Consider the following 15,461-nt stretch of genomic DNA (forward strand, 5'->3'; position numbering starts at 1 on the left):
CTCATACGGCTAAAGAGATAAACTGTAAAACGCTTTCTTTTGGATACATAAATGAACTACAGGAGGTTTTGTTATGATCACACAGGAGAAAAAGCGCTCTTCATTTCCACACGTATTCGTCATACTCCTATCCATAATGGTAGTAGCTATGGTGGCGACCTGGTTCGTTCCAGCCGGAGAGTTCAACAGACAGTTGGACCCGAAGAGCAATCGAACCGTAATAGTACCGGACAGCTTCCACTCGGTTGAACAGGCACCGGTCGATCCATTCCAGATGTTCGTAGCCGTCCAGAAAGGCATGACCCAGGCGGGATCGATAGTCTTTTTCATATTCATCGTATTTTCTTCCATATACGTTGTGATGTCGACAGGGGCCATAGACGCCTTCATAGCCTGGATGGTCCGCAAGACCAGGTCCAACCCAGCTTCAGCCAACGTCACATTCGGAGTTCTCATGGCTGTATTCATGATATGGGGATCCACCGGAACCCTGTCCTACGAGGAGATGATAGCCTTCGTCCCCATCTTCGCCAGCCTTGCCTTGGCTCTGGGATACGACCCCATAGTGGGATTGGCTGTATCGTTCGTCTCCGTCGGCATAGGATTCGCCTCAGCCACGGTAAACCCATTCACAATCGGGGTAGCACAGACCATATCGGAACTTCCCCTTTTCTCAGGGCTGGCCTACAGGCTGCTGATATTGGCGGTAATGGGAAGCATAACCATAGCATGGACCCTCAGATATGCCGCAAAGATCAAAGCCGACCCATCCAAGAGCGTGGTAAGCGACCTGGACTTCGAGGACTTGGAATTCGACGAAGAAAAGGTGAACCTTCAGTTCACGAAAACCCACAAAACAGTCCTAATGCTTTTTTTGATCACCATATTGGTAGCAGGATTCGGACTCCTTAAGCTTCACTGGTATATCAACCAGCTGGCTGGACTGTTCCTCATCATGGGTATTCTGGTAGGCATAGCGGACAGAAAGGCACCCAGCCGCATCGCCGAGCTTTTCGTAGAAGGGATGAGCAAAGGAGTCCTCTCCGCGATGGTGGTAGGAGTGGCACGGGGAATCCTGGTCGTATTATCGGAAGGCAAGATCGTGGACTCCATAATAAACGGAATGGCAAACCTTCTGGGTCAGGGCTCGGCCTATCTGAGCTCCGTCGGAATGCTGCTTTTCCAGACTATGATGAATTTCCTCGTTCCATCCGGATCGGGACAAGCGGCCACTACCATGCCGATAATGGCCCCCTTGGCCGATCTGTTGGAGGTTAAAAGACAGGTAGCAGTACTGGCCTTTCAGTTCGGCGACGGATTCTCCAACCTGCTTTGGCCGACAGGCTTCATTCTGATCGGCTGCATCCTGGCTAAGGTTCCTCTCAGCCGTTATCTGCGTTGGTTCCTTCCCCTCTTCGCCGTGCTCTTCGTAGTTCAGGTTCTATTCCTCTGGGGAGCTATCGCCATAGGTTACGGCCCGTTCTAAGCATATAGGATCGATACAATGACAGATGAATCGAGAAAGGATATTCTGCGTCTATTGGGGGAGATCGCACCGACATCGGAAAAACTGGCCCTGGACCTATGGGAAAATCCCGAGCTGGGCCTTGAAGAAAGATACGCCGCCGACAGATACCAGGAAATTCTTTCCCTTGAGGGATTTCAGGTCCGAAGAGGGATCGGCGACCTGGACACAGCCATCTCGGCTAGCTGGGGCTCCGGCTCCCCCTGTATAGGATTTCTGGGAGAATACGACGCTCTGCCTGGCATAGCTGAAGACGGTGGCCCGGGACACGGATGCGGACACAACCTCCTCGGAGCCGCATCTCTAGGGGCTGCCATGGCCCTGAAGAAATACATGGAAAAACTGAATCTGTCCGGAACGGTGGTCTTCTATGGCTGCCCCGCCGAGGAAAACAACGGCGGAAAGGTCTATATGGCAAGAGACGGTTGCTTCTCCGAGCTGGACGCCGCTCTGACCTGGCATCCCTCTGACGTAAACGCAGTATGGGAGGCTGGGACCCTTGCCCTGAACGCCTGTAACTTCGTCTTCAAAGGTGTCACATCCCATGCGGCCAAGTCTCCGGAGGCGGGCAGAAGTGCCCTGGACGGAGCCATACTGATGGATGTAGGGGTCAACTACCTGAGGGAACATATGATCCAGGAGGCACGGATCCACAGCGTTATAACCTCTGGCGGCAAGACTCCCAACGTGGTCCCAGCCGAGGCTACCATATGCTACTACGTCAGAGCCCCCAGGCGAGACCAGGTGGAGCCTCTTTTCGAAAGGGTGGTCAACTGCGCCAAGGGTGCAGCTCTTATGACCGACACAACCTTCGAGATCGATATGATCGACGGACTTTACGACTACCTGCCCAACCCGGTGTTAAACGAGGTCGCGTCAAAGATAATGTCGGAACTTGGAGGACCGAGCTTCGACAAGGTCGATCGAGAGAAGGCAGATAAGCTGCAATCCAGCCTATCGGAGAAAACGGTAAAAGAGGCTTTCAAAAGATACGGAGCCACCTCAGACTTCCTGGGCCGGGAGCTTAGCGATGTCTATCTTCAAGGAGGAGGCCCCATGGCAAAGGGAAAGACCATGGCGGGATCGACCGACGTGGGAGACGTATCCCACATCGTACCCACCCTTCAGATAACGACCTGTACCATGCCCATAGGGACCTCTCTACACTCCTGGCAAAGCAACGAATCCTTCGGTAGCACAGTCGGATTGAAGGGAATGAACTTCGCCTCCGAAGTGCTCACTCTGACCGCTTTGGAGCTTTTAAGGGACACATCGCTGTTTAAAAAGGCAAAAGACGCCTTCGAAAGGGACACCGAGGGAGATCCTTACGAGAGCCCTTTGATTCCCGGAGCTAGACCGAAAATAAGATAAAGACGGATACGTTATAAAAACAGTCGGAGCGAAACTTATATTTGCTCCGACCGTGGATGTTTAATTATAATACAGTAGCCGTCGGGATCTGCGACGATCCCGACGGCTACGAAATGGCTAATGGTGGAGGCGCGGGGATTCGAACCCCGGTCCTAACATGCCGTGTATGAATGGACGGCTACAGGCTTAGTCGATCTCTTTAACTACGGGAGAAACGATCTGTGATCGACAGAACACTATCGTTTCCCATCCGGGACAACACCATACGTCGCCCGCGTTGATAGCCCTTCCGAATCTGCGAGCGCTCCCCTTCGGTCGGGCGGCCGCTTAATTAAGCTGCCAGAGCGTAATTGTTGTCAGTTCATTTAGTGATGACTTACGGTCATCGCTCGGCCTGCTTCCAGACTTCCGACATACCAGTCGAAACCAGTCGCCCCCATGTTAAACTTTCTGCCTGTTCCTGATCTCCCTTGCCATGGTACGCTTGGCGTCCTCTTCCGCAAGGGATTGTCTTTTGTCGTGAAGGGCCTTACCCTTCGCCAATCCAAGCTCTATCTTGGCCCATCGACCGTCCTTTATGTACATGGACAAAGGAACCAACGTAAAACCTCGTTCTTTTATCTTTACTGAAAGCTTGCGTATCTCCGACCTATGCATCAGGAGCTTTCGTCTCTGGGTCGGGTCGTGCTGTCTCCAGCTAGCGTTTTCGTAAGGTGAAATGTGAACGTTCATCAACCACAGCTCGCCCTTTTCCAGCTTGGCATATCCGTCCTTAAGGTTGACCCGTCCAGCTCTGACGGATTTTATCTCAGTTCCGGTAAGGACTAAGCCGCACTCAAAGGTGTCCAATATAAAGTAGTCGTGCCGGGCTTTCCGATTCTGGGCTACCCTCTCCACGGCCATGATCTTCACCTCTTTCGGGCAGATTATATCGAAATAGTCAAAGATAGTCAACAAAGATAAAGCTGTAAAAAAAACGACCTCGACAGAAATCGAGATCGTCTTTCTTTCGGTCTGGTCGGGGTGAGAGGATTTGAACCTCCGACCTCCTCGTCCCGAACGAGGCACGCTAACCAGACTGCGCTACACCCCGGACGAAGGGCATTATACAATCGTAGGTAGATTTCGTCAAACTATTTATTGCCCTCTTTGCCTTTAGGGCCTTCGTTTCCGGTTACACCGGTAGTCCCCCGTTGCCAACCCAGAGGTCCACCTTGGCTCTCACCGTAGAGGGGGATCTCTGTCCACCCTTCCGGGGTTATCAGCAAGAAATGAAAATCCACGCCTCTGCCCCTAAGGGTCTCCAGATGACGTCGATATCTGAAGATCTCCCCGGGAAGCCATGAATCGCTTAATATCCATACTCTGTTACATTTTCCATCGCTGAATATCGCTACGTGATCCACCGCCATTCTCATGGCCTCGTCCTGATCTCCGGGATCCAAAGAGACCACTATGGCCTCTGAGGGAGCTCCCTGTCCGTCTTCTCCCAAAAAAGTAACGTGATTCCTAAGCCAATCCAGCTGATAGTAGAGTTTGTCGTAATCGGCATAAAAGGGGTCTCCAGATTGCACCGAAGGATCAAGTCCCTCTTTCATCCAAAGCTGTATCTGTTCCACAGCTTTTACTATGTATTCGGGATAGCCGGGCTTAGACATGGCCTCCAGCACCTCGCTTACGGTCCAACGCTCGAGATTATCGTTCTTTTCTGTCATTCAATCCACCCCCCTGGATTTCGATAACGGTGGTAAGGATAGCATAAATCCTCTCTTTCCGATACCGACAAATCCTCACCTGTGGCATAATAGTCATGTATTCACGAATGGAGGTGCTTACCATGAATCCACAGATATTGCGACCTAAGAACACGGTTATGTTGATGATCGACGTTCAGGAGAAGCTCCTGCCCGCCATATACGGGAAGGAGTCGGTGGAACTCAATGCAAAAAAGCTCATAAAGGCGTCCCAGGCAATGGAGATACCTTTGAAGGTTACGGAGCAATACCCGAAGGGTTTAGGGACCACCGTTCCCGGACTGGCAGAGGAGATATCGTCTGACGATGTTTTCGAGAAAAAGGCCTTCGGATGTTTCGACGAGGAGGGTTTCGACGATTTCTTTCGCTGTACCAGGAGAAACCAGGTGGTCCTCTTCGGAATAGAGAGCCATATATGCGTGCACACGACGGCCATGCAGCTTCTCGAGAGAGACTTCGAGGTTACTGTGGTGGCGGATGGATGTGGCAGCAGGGAAAACGGCAACCACGAGATAGCCCTGCGAAATATGTCGGCCTGCGGCGTTCACGTTCTTCCTATGGAATCGGTGGTCTACCAGTTGATAAAGGTATCCGGAACACCGGAGTTCAAGCAACTGCTCCCTCTGTTTAAGTAATTGAGTCAGGTGCTTCCGGTCAACGGCCTGGTCTTTTTGGGGACCGCCGGAACCAGATTCAACGTCATAAACCAAAGAAGAAGCTCCGGAGGAATGGTGGCTTCCTTGGACGGGTTCATAGTGGCGATAGATCCCGGCCCAGGAGCACTGGTCCGTATGTGCTCGCTGAGACCTACAGTAGATCCCAATAAAATCGACGGGATGCTTTTAACCCATCGTCATATAGACCACAGCGGAGATTTTAACGTTGTGGCGGAAGCGATGACCGGAGGAGGACGCCGCCCCGGAGGTCTAGTGGCCCTGCCTTCGGACGCCATATCGGAGGAACCGGTGCTTTTCGGATACCTGAAGCGAAGAATAGCGGAAATCCACCTATGGGAAGACGGCATACCTGTCCCCTTCCCTAAAGGAGAGGTTATTCCCCTGAGATTGAGACACCACGGAGTCGAGTGTTACGGACTGAAATTCATAGGAAATTTTCCGACATGGGGAATTATCAGCGATACAGCCTATATCGCGAAAATACCCAGTTTCTTCTTCGACTGCGACGTGGTAGTGGCCAACACAACATTGCTCGAAAAGGTCGGCAGAATAGAGCATCTATCCGTCCCGGACATGGAGAAACTCCTTGAGGAGATCTCGCCGAAGCTGTTGCTTATGACCCACCTAGGAACCAGGATACTGGAATCGTCCCCCTCGAAAATAGCGGAGAGGCTCTCAAACGAGCGCACTCAGGTGTTGTCGGCTGAGGACGGTATGATAATAGATTTCGACGAAATCGCACGACGTAAAACAGACGGGAAGACATATCGAGAGGAGTGACTTCCATGACCGTTGACCGAAATGAAGCGTTGGAACTTCACCGCAAGGCTAAGGGTAAGATAAAGCTCTCCCCTAACGTGTCGGTAAGAAACAAGAGGGATATAAGCCTTGCCTACATACAGGGAGGAGCTGTGGCATCCGCCGAGATTTTAAGGGAGAAAGAGCTGGTCTACGACTACACGGGAAAGAGCAACCGTCTTGCTATAGTCTCGAACGGGACCTCCGTTTTGGGACTTGGAGACTATGGACCCGAGGCAGCTCTTCCCATGATAGAGGGCAAAAGCCTGCTCTACAAACATTTCGGAGATGTCGATGCCATACCTCTTTGCATAAAATCCAACGATATGGATGAGATAATGAGTTTCTGTCGTCTGTTGGAACCTAGCTTCGGGGCTATAAACATAGAGGACGTAAAAAGTCCGATAGATTTCGACTTGGTAAAAAGGCTTCGCAAAGAGCTGGAGATCCCCATTTTCGGTGACGATATGCACTGCTCATCCGTCGTCATACTGGGATCTCTTATCAACGCTCTCAAGGTCGTAGACAAGGAGATCTCATCGGTAAAAATCGTCATAGTGGGAGCCGGGACCTCGGCGGTAGCCACGGCGGAACTGATGCTCTACGCCGGAGCGACAAACGTAGTGATGCTCAACAGAAGAGGTATCATCCACGAAGATATGGACGACTTGAACGGAGTTCAGAGGTTTATACTGGACAGACTTAATCCCGAGGGGATCAGAGGAGGAATAAAGGAGGCCGCAAAGGACGCGGATATCCTGATAGGCCTTACAGGCAAGGTAGGAGCCTTCGGAATAGACGATGTAGCCTCGATGGCTCCACGAAGCATCGTTTTTCCCCTTTCCAGGCCGGAACCCGAGATGGACCCGGAAGAAGCCAAGGCGGCAGGTGCGGAGGTAGTCGGCTGCGGCCTGATAGAAGGCCCCAACACCATGCCCAACCTGAAGGTATTCCCAGGAATAACCAGAGGCCTTCTGGACGTCAGAGCCACGGGATTGAACTTCAACGTCCAGATGGAGGCGGCAAAGGAATATGCGGCGAACGTAGATCCCCGACGGATTAGGGCAGATCACATTACTCCTTTTATATTTTCCGACGAACTCACCCCGAGAATAGCAGAGGCGGTGGCTCAGTCATGCATAAGAGAGGGGCTGGCTCGAATCTCCCCCGCTCCTCAGGAGGTTTTCGAGAACACATGGAAGAGGCTGTACGGAGGATACATAGCCAGATTCTAAAACTCAAAAAACTGAGCGCCGATTCGGGTTATACCCGGTCGGCGTTCGTTTTTGCTCTCAATTCACCACCATAACCTGGATAACAACAACGAGGTCCCCACCACCGTCACCAACATACTGTGTTTCTCGCTATTCCATATAACGGAATAGTCGAAAGGTCCGGAGGATATACTGGGAGGCCAGATCTTGGGCCAAAACGTCCCCACTCTTTTACGGTAGTCGTCAAAAGTTTTACCGAACTTCTCGGACAAAAATCGCTCTTCCCAAGGAACTATCAGGAAGCCGTAAAGCGCTACGAAGACGACGAAAAAGAGAGAAAGAGCCAAGGGACCAGCCATTATTCCCCACCCTAGGCCTATCAGGCCATTCGCCACGTAGAGGGGATTTCTGCATATCGAGTATGGCCCCCAGGTAACCAGCCTCCGGGCCTTGACCCTCTCTCCTCTATACAGGACTATACATCCTACTGCCCAACATCTAAGAGCCTGTCCCAACAGGACCGGCAAAGCTCCAACGAGTATAGTCGTAGCAGTCGGACGGGCTACAGCCAATATGGCCAGAAAAAGGACCGTCCATATTCCTCCTCTGAGACGAAAGGCCTCTGCCCGTATCCAGTCGAACTCAGCTTTCCCGTCCACTTTTGGCAAGTTCAAGATCATCACATTCCCTTCGCCTGTTTTTGATTATCATCTCGGCGGTACCCCAACCTATGAACCGTACCGCCACAATAGCTCCCATTATGATCGCCAGATATTCGGTAAAAAATCTCCAGGCGATGGCCGTCACTCCCGCCATACTCCAGGGGACCAGAAGCCCGAATATAGCCGCTCCGCCTCCTTCGGCGACGCCGCTGGCCCCCGGGGTCGGAACGAAATAAAGCACGAAGAGGAATATCGCCTGGGCCAGGAAACTTTCGACGTAGTTGACCTCCAATCCTATAGACCAGATCAGGCAGGGCAATACGGAAAACAAAAACACCAGGTGAAGCAAGGACATGACGAATGCCAAGGTAAACCACCCTATGCCTCTGGAAAAGAGATATCTCAGGTTGGCCGAATATCCGTCTATCTCGAGGTTTATCCTTCTTATTGTACAGAGGATCTTATACTTGCCTATCACGTTGAAACGATTGAGCCACAACACCAGCACCGATCCCGCTTTTTTCACCAGATCGGGGCGAACGACACTGATCCCAAAGGCGACCCAAGCCAAAATCGATATGAGAAGGACATAGTAGAAAATGCCTACCAAGAAAGGACTCTCATTCATGAATCTAGGATCCAGAAGAAAAGAAAGGGGTGCCGCCACCGAAAGGATGAACGTGGTCAGGAGGGTCCTCACCAAGGTTATGGCAACCCCTTTCCCTATAGGGACGCCCGAACGATACAGCACATATACCTGAAAAGGGCCTCCCCCTACCTGCATCGGCGTTACGGCGCAGCCGAAATAGTGGAGCCAGGTGAGGATAATCCCGTTCGGGATCGATATTTTTCTGTCCATAGCCCGAGCCAACGAGCAAAACCTTATAGCGTCGCAGAGCCAGGCCCCCAAGACCAGCAGAAAAGCCAGAGCCATCGGACCTTTTCGGGCTGTCAACAAGGTACTCCAGGTCGATCCATCGACGCTGAAGGCGAGAACTACGCAACTAACCCCGAAAGATAGCAGAAGGAAGATAGCCAGTCCTTTTCTCAGAGACACTTCAGACATCGTCTCCTTTCACGACTTCCTCTCCCTCGGACAGATTTCGACGGAGGGATTCCAGGTCTTCCAGTTTATCTCTCAACAAGTCCAGCTTGAACACCGTTTCTTCCAGTTCGGGAACCGTTCGCTCCGGAGATTCAACCGAGATAGTGCTCCAGCGTCCCAGCTCCAGTCTAAAAGACTCCACGTCGGGAAAGAGAGGACCCTTTTCGCCGAGGTCGTTAAGCTCTGACATGACCTCCACGATCCATTCCATGGACTCGACCCACCGTTCCATCGAGTTTTTGTCCGGAATATCCGATCTCCGGGACATCCAACCTTCCGCGACGGAAATACAACGATCCACTGATTCCTTAAACTCCAGAATGATCTTATCGACTATTCCTTCCTTAGTGTCGGAAAGGAAATAGACCTCTACACCGTCGGGGATGGATAGAAAAGACTCCTCGCTCAGAGCCTCTCCGTGGCTGACGATCTCCTTCAGAACCAGACCACGTCCGGCTAATTCCTCCAGGACAACGTCCAACAGCTCCTCCCTGGACAGGCTTTCCATGTGCAGTATGGAAAAAGGAACTCCGTCTATAAACATATCCATAAAGAAACATCACTCCTCCATATCGCCCTCCGCCTCATTGTGGTATTGTAGCATGCACAGCGCTTAAAGGCCTGGACTCAACCGAAAAGCCGATCTCTCCGATAACCAAATAGAGTTTCAATGTCAAATCTCTCTCAGGAGGTGTGGTATATGTCGATCAGTTTGCCCACGACTCAGATGACCGGCCTGTCATCTGGTCTCGACTGGGGGGACATCATAGATGAACAGATGACGGCCCTCAGAAAGAACGAGGATCCCTGGTACGACAAAATTCAGTTATTAAACGACAAGATCTATCTCTACCAGGAGTTTTCCTCCTCCGTCAAGGCGGCTCAATCCGCCCTGGACCCCCTTAAGCTGGAATCTACCTTTACATCGAAGACCCCAGAGCTTGTGGTGGTGGGAAGCAATGAAAGCTCCGACGCCATCTTAAAGGTCGACTTAGAACCTTCCGCCCAGATACAGGAATGGAATATAAAGGTAAACAGCCTAGCCGTAGCGGAGAGACGGCTATCCGACCGTCAGGACAGCTCCTCGACTCCTCTAGGGAAGTCCGGTTCTTTTTTCGTGAGGATCGGAACGAAGGCAGCTGAGATAACCTACGAGAGCAGCGATTCGCTCAGGACCGTAGCCGAGAAGATACGGTCGGCCGACATAGGACTCGACGCCTATCTGATAGACAACAGGCTGGTCGTAGAGAGCGAGAACACCGGACTGGGATCAAGCACCTTCGCGGAAAAGGTCACCAGAGGGAGCGGCGACTACGACCCACTGGGAGCCAACGGAATAGACCCGAGCTCCATAGGAGACATAACAGTCGGGTCCACCACTTACGAAAAAGGAACCGACTTCGAGGTAATAGCCGACACAGCCACCGGCGGATACCAAATACACTGGCTAGGAGCCAGTCGTCCCGGCGAGGCCAGTACCTACGACGTATCCTACGACTATGACGCCAACACCTTTGGGCTGTACGAGATAAGGGAAACCCTGTCCAAGGACCTGACCAGGGCAACCGGGTCCGACTACGACACCATCGACGTGGAGAAGCTGGACACAGCGACCGTAAGCATCGCAGGGTACACGGAGGGAACGGATTACGAGATCGTAGAGGACCCAGATGACAACAAAAAATGGGCGATCCATTGGATAGGGTCCAAACCTGCCGACGGCGCAACCTTCTCGATAGATTACTCGAACACCGATAACAGCCTTCTCGACGGCTTGGGAATACTGACGGAGGACGCCACCCACCACAGGGACGCCCAGGATGCCTCTTTGACCGTCAACGGAATAGACGTAACGAGATCCTCCAACGAAATCGACGACCTCATAGGCGGCGCTACACTGAACCTCCAAGGAGTCGGAGAGGTGAACATGGAGGTCACTTTGAACGCCCAGAAGGCGGTAGAGTCCATCCAGGCCTTCGTCGAAAGCTACAACGACCTCATGGAATACATAAACGTCCGCTCCGAAGAGAAGACTTACAACTATTCGGACACCCCCAACTCGGACACCAAAGCCGTACCGGAAGATGACATGAGTCGGAGGAAGGGCCTCTTGGCCGGCGACACCGTTTTATGGCAGACCAAGTCCAACCTCAGGAAGATCATTTCCGAGTCGGTAGGAGATGACGAGGACACCTTCAACATGCTTTATCAGATAGGGATCTCCACCGAAGAGACCGACTTCGGAAAGAGCGGAAAGCTGGAGTTCGACACCGACAAGTTCATGGAAGCTATGACCACCGATTCGGACTCGGTCCAAAAACTTGTAAAGACGATATCGGAGAGTCTAGACACCCAGTTCGACAGCGTGGTAAGCACCTCTACCGTAGCGATAGGAGACACCTCCACCAAAGAGGGCCGTATACCAAGCCAGATAAACGTCTGGGAAAACGAGGTCACACAGCTTCAACAGAGGATAAAGGATTACGAGGAGAGGATTACCACCCAACAGCTGAACATGTATAAACAATACGCCGCCATGGAGGAACAGATGACAAAGCTCAACTATCAGGCATCGTCTCTTTCCAGCACGTTCAGCTCCCTATCTGCTTCCGGAAGCAGTTAAATAACATACGGCGGGAAGAAGGAGGTCCTTCTTCCCGCCGTATTCGTCTTGCACTACTCCTCTAAAGACTCGGCTATTCCGACCCTCCATGCCAATATGGCCGCCTGGGTCCTGTCCCTGAGGTCCAGCTTTTTAAGTATGTGGCTGACATGGTTCTTTACCGTCTTTTCGGAGAGATTCATCTTCGCCGATATCTCCAGGTTACTGAGCCCTTGGGCTAGCCAATAAAGGACCTCCTTCTCCCTGTCGGTGAGATCGCAAAGCATATCGGACTCGTCCTGTTTTTTATGAAAAGCCCCTAAAAGCAGCCCTGCCACTTTAGGATCCACGTAACACTGCCCCCTCGCGACCGAACGAATCGCCGATAGAAGCTCTGTCCTCCCCGAAGACTTCAGAACGAATCCGTGGACCCCAACGGAGGATAGCTCCGAGAGCTTCCTCTCATCGTTAAAAGCGGTTATAGCGACGAATTTGGTGTTTTGCTCCATGCGCCTGAGCTCCCTTATAAGTCCTATACCGTCTAGGTTGGGCATCCCTATATCCAGCAAGACAACGTCCGGTCTCGACCTTTTTATAAGGGCAAGCCCCTCGATGCCGTCCGAAGCCTCTCCCTCCACCGAAAAATCCGGCTCCATCTCCAGGAGTTTTTTCATCCCGTCGCGAAAAAGCTTGTGATCATCTATGAGAACCATGCGAATTTTTTCCATTACGGACATCCCTCCTCAAGAGCGCTTCATATGCTATCATAATAAGCTAGTTTAGTGGAACACTATACCTTAAATAAAAGGTGATATATAGATGAAAAAACATAGTCTCGGAAACAGAATAAGGGGGAAAATCGGAAAAGCTATTTTCGACTACGACATGGTCTCCGAAGGAGACCATGTCGTAGTCGGGCTATCCGGCGGGAAAGACAGCGTGTTTCTCCTGGTGGCTCTCAGCCAGATCCGAAGATGGAGTCCGGTTAAATTCGACCTTTCCGCCTGTAGCGTCGACATTTCAGGGGGAAACTGGGACGTGTCTCCTATGGAGAAACTCTGCGACGAATTGGGAATCCCCTATAAGGTGGTACCCCACCCTATAGAGGAGATAATACGTATCAGAGAGGAGAGGTCCCCCTGTAGCTTCTGCGCCAACATGAGAAGAGGCATCCTCAACAGCTGGGCTAAAGAGATGGGAGGAAACACCGTGGCCCTAGGGCATAACCTGGACGACGCCGTCGAGACAGCCCTCATGAACCTATTCCGCACCGGCAGGTTCAGATCCTTCCAGCCCAGAATATGGCAGAGCAACAGCGACATGAACCTCATAAGACCGCTCCTTTACCTTACGGAAAAGGCCATATTGCAGGAGATCTCGAGGATGAGGCTTCCCTTGGTTCGCTACACCTGCCCCTTTTCCCTGGAGACGGAGAGGACCCGAGCCAAGGAACTGGTTTCCGATCTGGCGACCAGGTTCCCCGACGTAAAGCAAAACATACTCCACGCTCTTAGATCGATAGACGGAAAAGATCGCTGGCAGGCTGAAGACTAGATCTCGACCCTGCCTGTCCTAAACCTTTCCTCTACCTCCTGGACCAAGGTCACGTAGCAGCTATCCTCTTTCTTCCCGGCCAATCCGTTTGCGTATTTTTTACCAAGCTCTACTCCGGGCTGATCGAAGGGGGATATATCCATTAGACGACCGGTAAGGGCAGTCAGGTATTCCAGAAAGAATATCAGACCTCCCATTGTCCTCTCGTCCAGGCTATCCATGGTTATTGAAAACACCGGCCTATTCTCTCCGGCCAAAACAGCCACTATTGCCCTTCTCTCGTGATCGAGAATATCCTCCTGGGTCAACCCGTCGAGAAAGGAAAGCTCCTCCAGGGAGGGGATTATCGACCCTTTTATGGGAAATCGACCTCTCGGTTTTACCCCCAGAATTATATAGGCTTTATCGTCCGGTCCCTGTGAATAGAGCTGAAGCTGAGAGTGCTGATCGACCGCCCCCAGTGCCCTCAAAGGAGATAAACCCTTACCGCCTTTGCCGAGGCTTTCCGCCCAGAGTTGGCAGAACCATTCAGAAAGACGTTCCATCCTATCTCCGTAGGGCATGAAAACCGTATTCGACCTTCCAGTCTCCAGCTGATAAAGCAGATTCCAGGCCATGACCCACGCCAGATTATCCCCTGGAACCCCATCGCCGGAAAGGGCCTCTCTGATCTCTGAGGCTCCCTCCAACAGCTTTTCGACGTCTATCCCCAAAGCAGCGGCGGAAAGGAGCCCGACAGAGGAAAGAACGGAGTAACGCCCCCCCACGTCCGCCGGAAGGATCAAGCTTCGGCATCCCGACTCTCCCACGAAACGACGTAGCAGACCGTCCTCGGCATCGGTTATGACCACCAACCTGGAGGAAGCCTCTTTCCCCAGAGCCTCTGTCATACGCTCCCAGAACAGGAGAAAGTTGCCCATGGTCTCCAGGGTTCTCCCGGACTTACTCACCACTATAAAAGCGGTATCCTTCGGGTCTATCCTGTTCCATATCGCCTGATTTTCCCCTTCGTCGAGATTATCCGCCATGTAGAACCTGGGGACGTCCCCTCTCTCTATCCTGTCCATCTCGTTGAAATAGGGGGGCAACAGAGCCTGATGGAGCATCAGGTTGCCCAGTGAAGATCCACCTATGCCGAGCTGAACGATGGAATCGAACTTTCCCAACCATTCAGAGATCTCCAGGACAGAACCGATATCGGCATCGGGTAAATTCATCCAACCAAATCCAGGCAACCCCGCCTGAACCCCCTGGTCTATCCAGGCAGCAGCCTCTTTTAACCGGTCTTCATTCAAACTCGAAGGGGCCACTCCGTTGAAAAAAAACGCATCTAACATTTAAATCGCCTCCTCTATCGGCAATCTCTACGCTACATCTGTAGAAGATTATCATATCAAATAAAGGGGAAGTTTGCTCGATTTAGGCCTTAAAAATAAACCCGAGGGACGCTTCCCATATGACGTCTTAAAGAGAAAACGCATCACTTAAAAGCCTAGAGCCCATCAGGGATAAAAACAGATAGTATCAATAAAAGTTTCTAAAAGTATCATCACAAAAAATCCAAGCCATAAACACAGGTAATTCAATGGAGAAACGATTGAACAAAAAGCTCGTATTTGCAATGGCATTTCCTCATCAATCGAGTATAATGAATGCATTGCAACTCTCGTGATCGCATTGTGAGGAGGAGGAATTTGATGTCATCCACAACCACCGTCAGCTCGAACGAGCTGTCGCAGCGTCTGGATCCCATCGTCCAGCGCTATCAAGGCAAGAAGGGGATAACCATCCCGCTTTTGGCGGATATCCAGAAGGAGTACGGTTACGTTGCGGAGGAGGCCGTGACCTACGTCTCCAGAAAAATGGACATATCCGCCTCGGAGATGTTCGGAGTGGCTACCTTTTACGCCATGTTCCGGCTTCAACCCGAGGGCAAGTACGTCATCCGTATCTGCCGAGGTACCGCATGCCACGTCCAGGGGTCCGCTTCTGTGGCGGAAGAGGTGGCAAGGCACCTGGGGATCGAGGAAGGTGAGACCACCGAGGACGGGATTTTCACCCTTCAGCACGTAGCCTGTCTGGGATGTTGCAGTCTGGCTCCCGTGATGATGGTAGGAGACAATGTCCACGGACTGCTTACGCCGCCGAAGTCCATCGAGATCCTCGAAGACTACCGTAAAAAGGGTTAAGGAGGACTGG

The 15,461-nt window shown here is 51.8% G+C and carries 15 protein-coding genes, 1 tRNA gene and 1 other RNA gene; 8 read left to right on the forward strand and 9 right to left on the reverse strand.

Annotated features, from left to right (window positions below; translation table 11 throughout):
- Positions 1-73: 73 nt before the first annotated feature.
- The gene (locus tag L2W48_RS05275) at positions 74-1,486 is read left to right on the forward strand and encodes a YfcC family protein (protein ID WP_236098590.1); all 1,413 of its coding nucleotides are present in this window, start codon (positions 74-76) and stop codon (positions 1,484-1,486) included.
- Positions 1,487-1,504: 18 nt separating this feature from the next.
- The gene (locus L2W48_RS05280) at positions 1,505-2,896 is read left to right on the forward strand and encodes an amidohydrolase (protein ID WP_236098589.1); all 1,392 of its coding nucleotides are present in this window, start codon (positions 1,505-1,507) and stop codon (positions 2,894-2,896) included.
- A 121-nt stretch (positions 2,897-3,017) separates the two neighbouring features.
- On the opposite strand, the gene ssrA is transcribed toward L2W48_RS05280, so the two are convergent.
- From ssrA to L2W48_RS05300, 4 genes are all read right to left on the reverse strand, one after another.
- Positions 3,018-3,334: a transfer-messenger RNA gene (gene ssrA / locus L2W48_RS05285) on the reverse strand.
- A gap of 3 nt (positions 3,335-3,337) precedes the next feature.
- Positions 3,338-3,853, reverse strand: coding sequence for an SsrA-binding protein SmpB (smpB, locus tag L2W48_RS05290; RefSeq protein ID WP_236098588.1), 516 nt, complete (start codon positions 3,851-3,853; stop codon positions 3,338-3,340).
- A gap of 58 nt (positions 3,854-3,911) precedes the next feature.
- Positions 3,912-3,989: transfer RNA gene (locus tag L2W48_RS05295), tRNA-Pro, on the reverse strand.
- 40 nt (positions 3,990-4,029) lie between these two features.
- On the reverse strand, positions 4,030-4,611 hold the full coding sequence (locus L2W48_RS05300; RefSeq protein WP_236098587.1) for a hypothetical protein: 582 nt from the start codon (positions 4,609-4,611) through the stop codon (positions 4,030-4,032).
- Positions 4,612-4,733: 122 nt separating this feature from the next.
- Between L2W48_RS05300 and L2W48_RS05305 the strand changes: the two genes are divergently transcribed.
- Genes L2W48_RS05305 through L2W48_RS05315 form a run of 3 tightly spaced genes read left to right on the forward strand, consistent with a single transcriptional unit; the run spans position 4,734 to position 7,360 of the window.
- On the forward strand, positions 4,734-5,285 hold the full coding sequence (locus tag L2W48_RS05305; RefSeq protein ID WP_236098586.1) for an isochorismatase family protein: 552 nt from the start codon (positions 4,734-4,736) through the stop codon (positions 5,283-5,285).
- Positions 5,286-5,294: 9 nt separating this feature from the next.
- Entirely contained in the window at positions 5,295-6,107 is an 813-nt protein-coding gene (locus L2W48_RS05310; protein ID WP_236098630.1) for an MBL fold metallo-hydrolase, read from the forward strand.
- Between the two features lie 5 nt (positions 6,108-6,112).
- Positions 6,113-7,360, forward strand: coding sequence for an NAD(P)-dependent malic enzyme (locus L2W48_RS05315; protein ID WP_236098585.1), 1,248 nt, complete (start codon positions 6,113-6,115; stop codon positions 7,358-7,360).
- A gap of 62 nt (positions 7,361-7,422) precedes the next feature.
- On the opposite strand, the gene L2W48_RS05320 is transcribed toward L2W48_RS05315, so the two are convergent.
- The 3 genes from L2W48_RS05320 to L2W48_RS05330 are packed head-to-tail and all read right to left on the reverse strand — an operon-like array spanning position 7,423 to position 9,656.
- Positions 7,423-7,998: a methyltransferase family protein gene (locus tag L2W48_RS05320; protein ID WP_329606900.1), complete on the reverse strand. Its 576-nt coding sequence runs from the start codon at positions 7,996-7,998 to the stop codon at positions 7,423-7,425.
- The gene (locus L2W48_RS05325; RefSeq protein ID WP_236098583.1) at positions 7,982-9,067 is read right to left on the reverse strand and encodes a lysylphosphatidylglycerol synthase transmembrane domain-containing protein; all 1,086 of its coding nucleotides are present in this window, start codon (positions 9,065-9,067) and stop codon (positions 7,982-7,984) included. The genes L2W48_RS05320 and L2W48_RS05325 overlap by 17 nt, the downstream gene beginning before the upstream one ends.
- A complete protein-coding gene (locus L2W48_RS05330) occupies positions 9,060-9,656 on the reverse strand; it encodes a hypothetical protein (protein ID WP_236098582.1) in 597 nt (198 codons plus the stop codon). The genes L2W48_RS05325 and L2W48_RS05330 overlap by 8 nt, the downstream gene beginning before the upstream one ends.
- Positions 9,657-9,806: 150 nt before the next feature.
- Here L2W48_RS05330 and fliD point away from each other — a divergent pair, with 150 nt between their 5' ends.
- Positions 9,807-11,729 (forward strand): flagellar filament capping protein FliD, encoded by a 1,923-nt coding sequence (gene fliD / locus L2W48_RS05335; RefSeq protein ID WP_236098581.1) that lies wholly within the window; start codon positions 9,807-9,809, stop codon positions 11,727-11,729.
- A gap of 53 nt (positions 11,730-11,782) precedes the next feature.
- On the opposite strand, the gene L2W48_RS05340 is transcribed toward fliD, so the two are convergent.
- Complete coding sequence (locus L2W48_RS05340; protein ID WP_236098580.1) at positions 11,783-12,436, reverse strand: response regulator; 654 nt, start codon at positions 12,434-12,436, stop codon at positions 11,783-11,785.
- A gap of 91 nt (positions 12,437-12,527) precedes the next feature.
- Between L2W48_RS05340 and L2W48_RS05345 the strand changes: the two genes are divergently transcribed.
- Positions 12,528-13,262 carry a tRNA 2-thiocytidine biosynthesis TtcA family protein gene (locus L2W48_RS05345; protein ID WP_236098579.1) on the forward strand — a complete coding sequence of 245 codons (735 nt, stop codon included), beginning with the start codon at positions 12,528-12,530 and terminating at the stop codon, positions 13,260-13,262.
- Here L2W48_RS05345 and L2W48_RS05350 read toward each other — a convergent pair.
- Positions 13,259-14,599, reverse strand: coding sequence for a phosphoglucose isomerase-related protein (locus L2W48_RS05350; RefSeq protein ID WP_236098578.1), 1,341 nt, complete (start codon positions 14,597-14,599; stop codon positions 13,259-13,261). The two genes, L2W48_RS05345 and L2W48_RS05350, sit on opposite strands and share 4 nt — an antisense overlap.
- Before the next feature lie 360 nt (positions 14,600-14,959).
- On the opposite strand from L2W48_RS05350, the gene nuoE reads away from it, so the two are divergent.
- On the forward strand, positions 14,960-15,451 hold the full coding sequence (nuoE, locus tag L2W48_RS05355; RefSeq protein WP_236098577.1) for an NADH-quinone oxidoreductase subunit NuoE: 492 nt from the start codon (positions 14,960-14,962) through the stop codon (positions 15,449-15,451).
- The last annotated feature ends 10 nt before the right edge of the window (positions 15,452-15,461 follow it).

Origin of the sequence: Dethiosulfovibrio russensis, assembly GCF_021568855.1 — a bacterium.
Classification (GTDB): Bacteria; Synergistota; Synergistia; order Synergistales; family Dethiosulfovibrionaceae; genus Dethiosulfovibrio; species Dethiosulfovibrio russensis.